At 31.5% G+C, this 11,051-nt stretch carries 14 protein-coding genes and 2 tRNA genes; 6 read left to right on the top strand and 10 right to left on the bottom strand.

The features are described 5' to 3' along the window. Position 1: 1 nt before the first annotated feature. The 6 genes from accC to pdxA all read right to left on the bottom strand — a co-directional run bounded on the left by accC (position 2) and on the right by pdxA (position 4,991). Positions 2 to 1,354 (bottom strand): acetyl-CoA carboxylase biotin carboxylase subunit, encoded by a 1,353-nt coding sequence (accC, locus tag OLM55_RS02555; RefSeq protein ID WP_264559855.1) that lies wholly within the window; start codon positions 1,352 to 1,354, stop codon positions 2 to 4. A 95-nt stretch (positions 1,355 to 1,449) separates the two neighbouring features. Further along, entirely contained in the window at positions 1,450 to 1,932 is a 483-nt protein-coding gene (gene accB, locus OLM55_RS02560) for an acetyl-CoA carboxylase biotin carboxyl carrier protein (protein ID WP_264559856.1), read from the bottom strand. A 28-nt stretch (positions 1,933 to 1,960) separates the two neighbouring features. After that, positions 1,961 to 2,959, bottom strand: a complete 999-nt coding sequence (locus OLM55_RS02565) for a beta-ketoacyl-ACP synthase III (protein ID WP_264559857.1) — start codon at positions 2,957 to 2,959, stop codon at positions 1,961 to 1,963. 165 nt (positions 2,960 to 3,124) lie between these two features. Continuing rightward, positions 3,125 to 3,319, bottom strand: coding sequence for a 50S ribosomal protein L32 (gene rpmF / locus OLM55_RS02570; protein WP_264559858.1), 195 nt, complete (start codon positions 3,317 to 3,319; stop codon positions 3,125 to 3,127). Positions 3,320 to 3,328: 9 nt separating this feature from the next. After that, positions 3,329 to 3,862 carry a YceD family protein gene (locus tag OLM55_RS02575; RefSeq protein ID WP_264559859.1) on the bottom strand — a complete coding sequence of 178 codons (534 nt, stop codon included), beginning with the start codon at positions 3,860 to 3,862 and terminating at the stop codon, positions 3,329 to 3,331. An 85-nt stretch (positions 3,863 to 3,947) separates the two neighbouring features. After that, positions 3,948 to 4,991 (bottom strand): 4-hydroxythreonine-4-phosphate dehydrogenase PdxA, encoded by a 1,044-nt coding sequence (gene pdxA, locus OLM55_RS02580; RefSeq protein WP_264559860.1) that lies wholly within the window; start codon positions 4,989 to 4,991, stop codon positions 3,948 to 3,950. Positions 4,992 to 5,049: 58 nt separating this feature from the next. Between pdxA and OLM55_RS02585 the strand changes: the two genes are divergently transcribed. After that, positions 5,050 to 5,640 carry a riboflavin synthase gene (locus tag OLM55_RS02585; RefSeq protein WP_264559861.1) on the top strand — a complete coding sequence of 197 codons (591 nt, stop codon included), beginning with the start codon at positions 5,050 to 5,052 and terminating at the stop codon, positions 5,638 to 5,640. Positions 5,641 to 5,649: 9 nt separating this feature from the next. Here the strand turns inward: OLM55_RS02585 and OLM55_RS02590 are convergent, their stop codons facing one another. The 3 genes from OLM55_RS02590 to mce form a co-directional block, all read right to left on the bottom strand. Further along, positions 5,650 to 5,859, bottom strand: coding sequence for a hypothetical protein (locus tag OLM55_RS02590; protein ID WP_264559862.1), 210 nt, complete (start codon positions 5,857 to 5,859; stop codon positions 5,650 to 5,652). Positions 5,860 to 6,083: 224 nt separating this feature from the next. After that, a tRNA-Ile gene (locus OLM55_RS02595) sits at positions 6,084 to 6,157 on the bottom strand. Between the two features lie 95 nt (positions 6,158 to 6,252). Then, entirely contained in the window at positions 6,253 to 6,660 is a 408-nt protein-coding gene (mce, locus tag OLM55_RS02600) for a methylmalonyl-CoA epimerase (RefSeq protein ID WP_264559863.1), read from the bottom strand. 115 nt (positions 6,661 to 6,775) lie between these two features. Between mce and rbfA the strand changes: the two genes are divergently transcribed. Next, positions 6,776 to 7,168: a 30S ribosome-binding factor RbfA gene (gene rbfA, locus OLM55_RS02605; protein WP_264559864.1), complete on the top strand. Its 393-nt coding sequence runs from the start codon at positions 6,776 to 6,778 to the stop codon at positions 7,166 to 7,168. A 109-nt stretch (positions 7,169 to 7,277) separates the two neighbouring features. Beyond that, positions 7,278 to 8,366, top strand: a complete 1,089-nt coding sequence (locus OLM55_RS02610; RefSeq protein WP_413614313.1) for an ABC transporter permease — start codon at positions 7,278 to 7,280, stop codon at positions 8,364 to 8,366. A 36-nt stretch (positions 8,367 to 8,402) separates the two neighbouring features. Here the strand turns inward: OLM55_RS02610 and OLM55_RS02615 are convergent. After that, a tRNA-Leu gene (locus OLM55_RS02615) sits at positions 8,403 to 8,482 on the bottom strand. Positions 8,483 to 8,635: 153 nt separating this feature from the next. Here OLM55_RS02615 and OLM55_RS02620 point away from each other — a divergent pair. The 3 genes from OLM55_RS02620 (at position 8,636) to pth (ending at position 11,035) form a co-directional block, all read left to right on the top strand. Then, positions 8,636 to 9,577 carry a ribose-phosphate pyrophosphokinase gene (locus OLM55_RS02620; protein WP_264559866.1) on the top strand — a complete coding sequence of 314 codons (942 nt, stop codon included), beginning with the start codon at positions 8,636 to 8,638 and terminating at the stop codon, positions 9,575 to 9,577. Positions 9,578 to 9,603: 26 nt separating this feature from the next. After that, positions 9,604 to 10,212 (top strand): 50S ribosomal protein L25/general stress protein Ctc, encoded by a 609-nt coding sequence (locus tag OLM55_RS02625; RefSeq protein WP_264559867.1) that lies wholly within the window; start codon positions 9,604 to 9,606, stop codon positions 10,210 to 10,212. A 256-nt stretch (positions 10,213 to 10,468) separates the two neighbouring features. Continuing rightward, positions 10,469 to 11,035, top strand: coding sequence for an aminoacyl-tRNA hydrolase (gene pth / locus OLM55_RS02630; RefSeq protein ID WP_264560580.1), 567 nt, complete (start codon positions 10,469 to 10,471; stop codon positions 11,033 to 11,035). The last annotated feature ends 16 nt before the right edge of the window (positions 11,036 to 11,051 follow it).

The following is an 11,051-nucleotide window of genomic DNA, read 5'->3' on the forward strand; positions in this document are numbered from 1 at the left end:
TTTAATCTTCAATTTTATCTTTCATTACAAAAGATTCCATGAATTTCGTAGTGTAATTTCCAGCCACATAATCTGGCTCGTCCATTAATTGTCTATGGAACGGAATTGTAGTTTTAATTCCTTCAATAACGAATTCATCTAAAGCACGTTTCATTTTGCTTATAGCTTCTTCTCTAGATTGTGCTGTTGTGATTAACTTAGCAATCATAGAGTCGTAATTTGGCGGAATTGTATATCCCGAATACACATGTGTATCTAATCGAACTCCATGTCCTCCAGGTGTATGCAATGTAGTAATTTTTCCAGGCGAAGGTCTAAAGTCATTATATGGATCTTCAGCATTAATACGACATTCTATTGAATGTAACAATGGAAAATAGTTTTTACCCGAAATAGGAATTCCGGCTGCAACCATAATTTGCTCACGTATCAAATCAAAATCAATAACTTGTTCTGTAATAGGGTGTTCTACTTGAATACGCGTATTCATTTCCATAAAATAGAAATTTCTATGCTTATCTACTAAAAACTCAACCGTTCCTGCACCTTCATACTTAATGTATTCAGCAGCTTTTACAGCAGCTGCACCCATAGCATTACGCAATTCATCAGTCATAAAAGGAGAAGGAGTTTCTTCAGTTAATTTTTGATGACGGCGTTGTACCGAACAATCTCTTTCAGATAAATGACACGCTTTACCAAATGAATCACCTACAACTTGAATTTCAATATGTCTTGGCTCTTCGATAAGTTTTTCCATATACATATCGTCGTTTCCGAAAGCAGCTTTACTTTCTTGACGAGCAGATTCCCAAGCATTTTTTAAATCTTCTTTTTTCCAAATAGCACGCATACCTTTTCCACCACCACCAGCAGAAGCTTTAAGCATTACTGGATAACCGGTAGTTTCTGCAACTTTTTCACATTCTTCATAAGTAGCAATAATACCTTCACTTCCTGGTACACATGGAACGCCAGCTTCAATCATTGTAGATTTTGCATTGGCTTTATCTCCCATTCGATCAATCATTTCTGGAGAAGCTCCAATAAATTTGATTCCGTGTTCTTGGCAAATTTTAGAAAATTTAGCATTTTCAGAAAGAAAGCCATATCCTGGATGAATAGCATCCGCATTAGTAATTTCTGCAGCAGCAATAATATTTGACATTTTTAAATATGACAAATTACTCGCCGCTGGACCAATACAAACCGCTTCATCTGCAAAACGTACATGCAAACTTTCAGCATCAGCAGTAGAATAAACAGCTACTGTTTTGATGCCCATTTCCTTACAAGTTCTAATTACACGTAGTGCAATTTCACCTCTATTGGCAATTAATATTTTTTTAAACATCTTTTTTAAATTAGATAATTAGACAATTGGATTGTTGGATTTATAGATAATTCGAAAGTATTTTTCTAATTATCTAAAAACCTAAAAACCTAAATTTAAGATGGATCAACTAAAAATAATGGTTGATCGAATTCAACTGGTGAAGAATCGTCAACTAATATTTTAACGATTTTACCTGAAACTTCAGATTCAATTTCGTTAAATAATTTCATAGCTTCAATAACACATAAAACATCTCCTTTAGCAATTGTAGTACCTACTTCTACAAAAACAGGCTTATCTGGCGATGGTTTTCTATATAAAGTACCAATAATTGGAGACTTAACAGTGATGTATTTTGAATCCTCATCAGCTGGAACTGCGGCAACTGGTGCGGCAGGCGCTGTTGGAGCAACTGGTTGAGGAGCTGCTGCTTGTGGTAATGCTGCTGAAACAGGAACTTGTTGTATATAAGTTGTTTCACCTCCTTCTGGAGTTGTTTTAATAGTGATTTTAAAATCATCCATTTCTAATTTAACTTCCGTAGCTCCAGATTTTGAAACAAATTTGATTAAATTTTGAATTTCTCTAATATCCATAATGTTACTATTTGATTTAGTTTGTTTGTTATTGCTTAGTATATGCCCATTTTAAGTAAATAGCTCCCCATGTGAAACCACCACCAAATGCTGCAAATATTATATTATCTCCTTTTTTTAATTGATTTTCAAAATCACAAAGTAATAATGGTAATGTTGCAGAAGTTGTATTACCATATTTTTGAATGTTAATTAGTACTTTAGAATCGTCTAATCCCATTCTGTTAGATGTAGCATCAATAATACGCTTATTTGCTTGGTGTGCTACTAACCAATTTACATCATCATGAGTAAGGCTATTACGTTGCATGATTTTTTCACTAACATCAGCCATTCCTGAAACTGCATATTTAAATACGGTTTTACCGTCTTGAAAAACATAATGCTGCTTGTTTTTTACCGTTTCTTCTGAAGGCGGCAAGATTGACCCTCCTGCTTCAATTTTAAGAAATTCTCTACCAATTCCATCACTTCTTAGAATTTCATCTTGCAAACCTAAACCCTCTTCATTTGGTTCAAACAAAACTGCTCCAGCACCATCACCAAAAATTATACATGTTGCTCTATCAGTATAATCAATAATAGATGACATTTTATCTGCTCCTATTAATAATACTTTTTTGTATTTCCCTGAAGTAATGTATGCTGAAGCGGTAGACATTCCGTAAAGAAAACTTGAGCAAGCTGCATGTAAATCGTATGCAAAAGCATTTGTTGCGCCTATTTGTGTAGCCACATAAACTCCTGTTGAAGCAACTGGCATATCTGGTGTAGCTGTAGCCATGATTACCAAATCAATCTCTTTTGGATCAAGATTAGCTTTTATTATTAAATCCTGAGCAGCTTTAATAGCAAGGAAGGATGTTCCTTGACCTTCTTCTTTTAATATTCTTCTTTCTTTAATACCTGTTCTGCTTGTAATCCATTCATCATTAGTATCTACTAATGTTTCTAGCACTTGATTAGACAAAACATAATCTGGCACATATGAACCTATTGCTGTAATTGCGGCAGTGATTTTAGTCATAAAAATATATTTTCCTTTCGAATTATATTTGATTTCGAAAAGTTGTGAAAATTACAAAAAAAAAGTCAAACGCAATAAATAGAGCCCGTTAAAATTTATAACGAGGTGTAATTAACAAAAAAACTCTCACTATGTGAGAGTTTTTCTCTATTTATAAAAACTGTATTAAGCTACAGCTTCCGTTTTATCAATAACTACTTGACCTCTGTAGTACATTTTACCTTCAGACCAGTAAGCTCTGTGATATAAATGCGCTTCTCCTGTTGTAGGGCAAGTTGCTATTTGCGGAACTGACGCTTTGTAATGTGTTCTTCTCTTATCTCTTCTTGTTTTCGAGATTTTTCTCTTTGGATGTGCCATTTTACTATATTATTTATCCGTTAATAGTTTTTTTAAATTTTCCCACCTTGGGTCAATATCTTCATTCACTTTATGCTCTTCTTTTGGAGCTAATTTATCTAATGTATCAAAAGCTTCTGTTTTAAGCGTTCCATCTTTTACTCCAGGATGAACTCTTTTAAAAGGAACTGACAAAACTATACTTTCATATATGTATTGCGATACATTAAGTTGAAATTCACCATGAGGAAGAATTAATAGCTCTTCATTCTCATTATTAAATTCCTCTCCAAACTTTACAACAAGATTAAATTTTCCTTTAATTTTTAAATCAAAATCTTCTCCTGTCATATCACAAGGAACATTTACAGTTCCTTTATGAACAAAACACAACTCCATTATTGTGCTTTTCTTTTCTAACATCAAGCTGACTGTTACATCAACATTTTTGTATTCATCAAATTGAAATTCTTCAAAAAAAGAATCACCTATTTGATATTCAAACTGATGCTTGCCTTCTTTCAATCCAGCAAAAGGTATTAAAAACTCTTTTAAATTCTTCATAACATCAACTCTACCCTCTTAGGGGATGCAAAGATATAAAATTATTGTAAATTCAAACTCGTTATAAACATTTTTTTGTTTATAACTAATTTCGCTTTGTTTTTAAAGGGTTTTGAATAAGTTCTTGATACTCATTTCTCTTATAATAAACATCAATTGCCAAATATAATGCCTCTCTAAACGACATAGGATTAGCTAAATTCTTACCTGCAATTTCAAAAGCGGTTCCATGATCTGGAGAGGTACGGATTTTATTTAATCCTGCCGTATAGTTAACTCCTTTACCAAATGAAAGTGTTTTAAACGGAATCAACCCTTGATCGTGATACATTGCCAAAATTGCATCGTATTTTTCATATTGTGACGAACCGAAAAAACTATCTGATGCATAGGGCCCGAAAACCATCTCACCTTTGTCAAATAATTTTTTAATTGTTGGCTTAATCACATCATCATCTTCACTACCAATGACTCCGTTATCACCACAGTGTGGATTTAAACCTAAAACTGCAATTTTTGGCTTAGAAATTCCAAAATCAGCTATTAAGCTTTTTTTAATAACCTCTAACTTCTTTACCAACAATTCTTCTGTTAATAATTTTGAAACTTCATTTACCGGAACATGATCAGTTAACAAACCAACTCTTAATCTATCACAAACCATCAACATAAGAGCATTTCCTTCTAATTCTTGATCTAAATAATCAGTATGTCCTGGGAATTTAAATTCTTCTGACTGAATATTATATTTATTAATAGGTGCTGTAACCAAAACATCAATTTCATTTCTTTTTAATGCATTTGTTGCCGCAACGAATGATTTTATAGCATACTTACCTACTTTTTCATCTGTAACACCAAAATCAATATTCACTCCTTCTTTCCAAACATTTAAAACATTAATTTTTCCATTTATCAATTGATCAAGAGAATCAATACCTTGAATACTTGAGGTAAGTGATAAGTTTTTCTTTAAAAAAGAAATAATTTTAACGTTCCCAAATATTACAGGAGTACAAAATTCTAAAACTCTACTATCTTCAAATGTCTTTAAAATAACTTCAGGCCCAATACCATTCAAATCACCTATTGAAATACCTACAATTATATTTTCTGCTTTTTTAACCATGATGAGTTCCTAATTTATGCTTACTTTTGAAGTGCAAATTTAGTAAAATAATATCAGTATGTTCACAGGAATAATAGAAACAATAGGACTAGTAAAAGAAATTGTAAAAGAGAATGACAATTTACACATTAAGATACAATCAAATATTACAAATGAACTAAAAATCGACCAAAGTGTTGCTCACAATGGGATATGTTTAACCGTTATCGCAATTAATGGCAATACATATACAGTAACAGCAATTAATGAAACTGTAAAAAAAACAAATATTAGCCAATTACTTCCTGGAGAAAATATAAATTTAGAAAGAGCAATGAAACTTGGCGATAGACTTGATGGACATATCGTGCAAGGCCATGTTGATCAGACTGGAAAATGCATTAATATTAAAGAAGACAACGGAAGCTGGATATTTACTTTTGAATATGATAAAAATTTAAACAACATCACTATAGAAAAAGGGTCAATTACCATTGACGGAACAAGTTTAACAGTTGTTGATTCAAAATTAAATGAATTTAGCGTAGCTATAATACCATATACTTTTGAGCATACAAATTTTAAAAACTACAAAAAAGGAACAATTGTAAATTTAGAATTTGATGTTATTGGAAAGTATGTAAAAAGAATTCAAGACTTAAGGTCATAAAAAAAGCTCTTATAAAGAGCTTTTTTTTGTTATAAAATATTTTCTTGTTAGTATGTAACCTAATCCTAAAGCAACAAAAAACATTACTACAATTCCACCATCAATAGGTAATCCCGGCGGCGGCGGCGGTGTAGGAGGTGGAGGCGTTTGAGAAAACATTAATTGGGAACTCAACATCACCATCAAAACTAAAACTATTTTTTGTATTGTTACTTTCATATGTCGTAAAAATATAAAAATTTTTATTCTACCAAAAGAAAAAAACTTTTTTTTAAAATTATTTTTTATTTGTTTAAAAGAATAATTCTACTCGTTTTCATTTATAAAACACGAAAATATAAATATTTTTATACTTTCCAACTATTTTATTAAAAAAAAGTTAAAAAAATCTTAATCTTTTTTATTGAGGTCACATCAAAACAACCTCATGTATTTTAAAATTGTGGTCCCACCTGGGCTCGAACCAGGGACCACCTGATTATGAGTCAGGTGCTCTAACCAACTGAGCTATAGGACCAGTTTGGTTTTTTTTATTCTTAACAAAACTTATTATTCTGTTAAGAGTGTGCAATATTACTACTAATTTTTATTTGACACAAGATTTTTTAATTTTTATTTTTTTGTTGCATCTTGGCACAATTCAATCAAAACACCATTTGTTGACTTTGGATGCAAAAAAACAACTAGCTTATTATCTGCTCCTTTCTTAGGAACATCGTTCAAAACTACAAAACCTTCCTTTTTTAACCTCTTAATTTCAGAATCAATATCTTCAACATCAAAAGCAACATGATGTATCCCTTCTCCTTTTTTCTCAAGAAATTTTGCTATTGGACTATCTTCATTAGTTGCCTCAAGTAACTCAATCTTATTTGGTCCATTCATGAAAAATGAAGTCTTAACCCCTTCACTCTTAACCTCTTCTTCTTTATAGGGTGGATTCCCAAAAAGTTTTTCAAACAAAACATTTGACTCCTTTAAACTTTTAACCGCAATTCCAATATGCTCAATTTTTTTCATTATATATGTTTTTTATTATCAATAAAAAATCTTTAATATTTGTAATGCAAAATAACAATAAGTTTTCGATTCTAAAAAAACTAAAAGATAAAACTCTTTTACGTATTTTTGCATCATGGAAACAAATAGACAAAAAAAATTCGGAACATTACTTCAAAATGATTTAGTAGATATTTTACAAGGAGAAGTACGTAAAAACGGAATGACTAATTTAATTATTTCTGTTTCAAAAGTAAATGTAACTTCAGATCTTTCAATTGCAAAAGTATTTTTAAGCGTATTCCCATCTGATAAAGGTGCCGAAATATTAGCTGCAGTTAAATCTAACACACCAATGATAAAACATGATTTAGCGCAAAGAGTAAAAAATCAGTTAAGAAAAGTACCTAATTTAGTTTTCTATATTGATGACAGTTTGGATTACATTGAAAACATAGACAAGGCATTAAAAGGAGAAGAAAATCCAGTTGAAAATCCAGAATTATTAGAAAAAAGAAAGAAAGCTTAAGTTGAATTTCTCTTTATACATAGCGAAAAGATATTTTTTAAGTTTTAGTAAAAACTCGTCTATAAATATAATTACCGGAATTGCATCGTTGGGAATTATTGCTAGTTCAATGGCATTACTAATCGTTTTATCTGTATTTAGCGGTTTAAGAGATTTTAGTTTAAGTTTCACCAATGCCTCAGATCCTGATATTAAAATGCTTCCAAAATCAGGAAAAACAATTTTAATTACGGCAGAACAAGAAAAAGCCATAAAAAACTCCACCTACATTTCAACCTATTCAAAAACAGTTGAAGAGAGAGTACTTTTTTATTATAATGAAAAAGAGCATGTTGCTTATTTAAAAGGTGTTGATTCACTATTTACAAAATCAAACTCGTTTAGCGATCAACTTTATACTGGAGATTGGTTTGAAACAGAAACTTCACAAGTTGTTGTTGGCTATGAAATTAGCAGAAAATTATCATTAGGATTATTTGATTTTAATAATGGCTTAGAAGTTTTTTCTCCAAAGCCAGGAAAAGGAACTATCGAAACCCCAGATGAAGCTTTCAACAAAACAGTATTACAACCAGTTGGTATTTACGCAATTAACGAAGAGATAGATAATAAATACGTATTTTGTGATATTGCCGTTTGTCAAAAACTCTTGGAATACAAAAAAAATCAGATTTCCTCAATAGAGTTTAAAAAGAAAAAAAACGTTTCTGACGAAGATGCCATATCTGAGCTAAACACCATTTTTAAAAACAAAACCGATTTCAAAACACGTATTCAACTAAATGATGCTTTATACAAAATGTTAAATACTGAAAACATTGCTGTATATTTAATTTTTACACTCGTAATCATAATAGCCCTTTTCAATTTAGTTGGAGCGCTAATTATGATGATTCTAGATAAAAAATCAAATTTAAAAACCCTTTATAACATTGGAACACCTGTAGAAAAATTACAATCTATTTTTCTTTACCAAGGAACTCTTTTAACTCTATTCGGTGGATTAATCGGAACCTTACTTGGCGTATTAATTGTTTGGATTCAACAACAGTATGAAATTGTAATGATTACCCCAACACTTGCATATCCAGTTATATTAGAATTGAAAAATATAGGAATTGTTTTATTTACAATACTTTTTCTTGGAATTTTCGCATCATGGATCGCAAGTACAAGAGTAAATAAAAATTTATTTTAACAAAAAAGCCTCAATGTAAAACATTAAAGCTTTTAGTACCTTGGGTGGGAATCGAACCCACACTCCGAAGAACACGAGTTTGAGTCGTGCGCGTCTACCAATTCCGCCACCAAGGCAAAAAATTAATTTTGTGAGTGCAAATGTAAAAAAAAATAATTCAATTCACAGAAAAATACTTTAAAATATCCTTTCAGAGTTCAATTTTATTACTAAATTTGCACCTCGTTTCAACAACACAACACTAACTAACTACTAAACAACAAATTAACATGTCATACCAAGAGCCCGAAGCAAAAATATTTGCATGTTCTCAAAGTGTGTATTTAGCTGAACAAATTGCTGAAAAGTATGGAGTTTCGCTAGGTAATATTACGTTCTCAACATATAGTGACGGAGAGTTTCAACCTTCTTTTGAAGAATCAATAAGAGGTCTAAGAGTTTTTTTAGTCTGCTCTACTTTTCCTAGCGCAGACAATTTAATGGAACTATTGTTAATGATTGATGCAGCAAAGAGAGCATCAGCAAGACACATAACAGCAGTTATTCCTTATTTTGGATGGGCAAGGCAAGACAGAAAAGACAAACCTAGAGTTCCTATAGGAGCAAAATTGGTTGCAAAACTTTTGGAGACTGCAGGAGCAACAAGAATAATGACAATGGATTTGCATGCAGATCAAATTCAAGGCTTCTTTGAAAAACCAGTAGATCATTTGTTTGCTTCTACTATCTTTTTACCTTATGTCAGAAGCTTAAACCTTGAGAATCTAACAATTGCTTCACCAGATATGGGTGGATCGAAAAGAGCATATGCTTATTCTAAATTTCTAGAATCAGATGTTGTAGTTTGTTACAAACAACGCAAAAAAGCAAATGTAATAGACACCATGGAGTTAATAGGAGATGTTAAAGGACGAAATGTTATCCTAGTAGACGATATGATTGATACTGGAGGAACATTAGCAAAAGCTGCCGATGTAATGATGGAAAAAGGGGCTTTAAGTGTCAGAGCAATTTGTACACATGCCATTTTATCTGGAGGTGCTTATGAAAAAATTGAAAATTCTCAATTATTAGAATTAATAGTTACCGATTCAATTCCATTAAAGAAAGAATCAAAAAAAATAAGAGTAGTGAGCTGTGCTCCATTATTCGCAGAAGTAATGCACATGGTGCAGAACAACAATTCCATTAGTGGAAAATTTTTAATGTAAACATTTATTAACTTAATTTATTTCAAATGAAATCAATTACGATCAAAGGATCAGAAAGAGAAAGCGTGGGCAAAGTGTCAACTAAAGCCTTACGTAATGCTGGAATGGTACCGTGCGTAGTATACGGAGGGGAACAACCAGTACATTTTAGTGCAGACGAAAGAGCATTTAAAAACTTGGTGTATACTCCAAACGTACACACTGTAGTAATTGAATTAGAAGGTGGTAAAAAGATTAATGCAATTATGCAAGACATCCAATTTCACCCAGTTTCTGACAAAATTTTACACATGGATTTCTATCAATTACATGATGATAAAGAAATCACAATGGAAGTTCCTGTTAAAGTTGTAGGAAAATCTCCAGGTGTAATGGGTGGTGGAGTTTTACGTTTAAATCAACGTAAATTAAAAGTTAAAGCTTTACCAGCTAACTTACCAGATTTTATCGAAGCAGATATTACTCCTTTACAAATGGGTAACAAATTATATGTTACAAAAATCCCAACTGGTGATTTCAAATTATTACACCCAGACAACACAGTTGTTTGTCAAGTAAGAATTTCTCGTGCTGCAATGAAAGCTGCTCAAGAAGCTGCAAAAGCTGCAAAAGCAGGACCTGCAAAAAAGAAATAATACACTCTATTATATTCAAATCAAAAGCATCAGTTTTACTGGTGCTTTTTTATTTAGAAACAAATCCATTTTCACATTAATATTAAAATTTCCTGCTTTCGCCTTTAGTTTTTTGCACACAAAAAAGCTATCAGCTCTATCAGGGTTAGAAAAATAAACTTATGGCATTTTTGTAAACCTTAAAAAAGAGTACTTTTACAAAATGAAATGGTTATTTAATATTTTCAAAACAAAAGAAGAAGAAAAACTTGAACCAATGAAGAAATTTTTAATAGTTGGATTAGGAAACATAGGTTCCGAATACATTAACACAAGGCACAATATTGGCTTTAAAATTTTAGACGCATTTGCTAACGAAGAAAATTTAAGCTTTCAAAATGTAAAACTAGGAGCAATTTCTGAATACAAAATAAAAGGCAGAACCATTCTTTTACTAAAACCAAACACCTACATGAACTTGAGCGGAAAAGCAGTTCACTATTGGATGGAAAAAGAAAATATTGCAAAAGAAAATGTTCTAATCATTACCGATGATTTAAACCTATCCTTTGGGACTATTAGAATTAAATCAAAAGGAAGCGATGGTGGTCATAATGGGTTAAAAAGTATTCAACAATTATTGAACACGACTGAATATCCTCGTTTTAGATTTGGAATTAGCGATGAATTTAAAAAAGGACAACAAGTCAACTACGTTTTAGGCGAATGGACCGAAGAAGAAAAAGAAACATTAAAAGAACGTTTAAAATTATCCTCAGAAATAATAAAATCCTTTGCTTTAGCCGGACTAAACAACACTATGAATAGTTATAATGGAAAATAAAAAAGGAGCGCTAATA

Source organism: Flavobacterium sp. N2270 (genome assembly GCF_025947225.1).
Taxonomy (GTDB): Bacteria; Bacteroidota; Bacteroidia; order Flavobacteriales; family Flavobacteriaceae; genus Flavobacterium.

Bases quoted from the DNA above. Each gene is read 5' to 3' on its own strand.
- OLM55_RS02625 (WP_264559867.1), top strand. From the start codon at position 9,604: ATGAAATCAATTACGATCAAAGGATCAGAAAGAGAAAGCGTGGGCAAA.
- accC (WP_264559855.1), bottom strand. From the start codon at position 1,354: ATGTTTAAAAAAATATTAATTGCCAATAGAGGTGAAATTGCACTACGT.
- OLM55_RS02590 (WP_264559862.1), bottom strand. From the start codon at position 5,859: ATGAAAGTAACAATACAAAAAATAGTTTTAGTTTTGATGGTGATGTTG.
- pth (WP_264560580.1), top strand. From the start codon at position 10,469: ATGAAGAAATTTTTAATAGTTGGATTAGGAAACATAGGTTCCGAATAC.
- pdxA (WP_264559860.1), bottom strand. From the start codon at position 4,991: ATGGTTAAAAAAGCAGAAAATATAATTGTAGGTATTTCAATAGGTGAT.
- OLM55_RS02575 (WP_264559859.1), bottom strand. From the start codon at position 3,862: ATGAAGAATTTAAAAGAGTTTTTAATACCTTTTGCTGGATTGAAAGAA.
- OLM55_RS02585 (WP_264559861.1), top strand. From the start codon at position 5,050: ATGTTCACAGGAATAATAGAAACAATAGGACTAGTAAAAGAAATTGTA.
- rpmF (WP_264559858.1), bottom strand. From the start codon at position 3,319: ATGGCACATCCAAAGAGAAAAATCTCGAAAACAAGAAGAGATAAGAGA.
- OLM55_RS02610 (WP_413614313.1), top strand. From the start codon at position 7,278: ATGGCATTACTAATCGTTTTATCTGTATTTAGCGGTTTAAGAGATTTT.
- OLM55_RS02565 (WP_264559857.1), bottom strand. From the start codon at position 2,959: ATGACTAAAATCACTGCCGCAATTACAGCAATAGGTTCATATGTGCCA.
- accB (WP_264559856.1), bottom strand. From the start codon at position 1,932: ATGGATATTAGAGAAATTCAAAATTTAATCAAATTTGTTTCAAAATCT.
- rbfA (WP_264559864.1), top strand. From the start codon at position 6,776: ATGGAAACAAATAGACAAAAAAAATTCGGAACATTACTTCAAAATGAT.
- mce (WP_264559863.1), bottom strand. From the start codon at position 6,660: ATGAAAAAAATTGAGCATATTGGAATTGCGGTTAAAAGTTTAAAGGAG.
- OLM55_RS02620 (WP_264559866.1), top strand. From the start codon at position 8,636: ATGTCATACCAAGAGCCCGAAGCAAAAATATTTGCATGTTCTCAAAGT.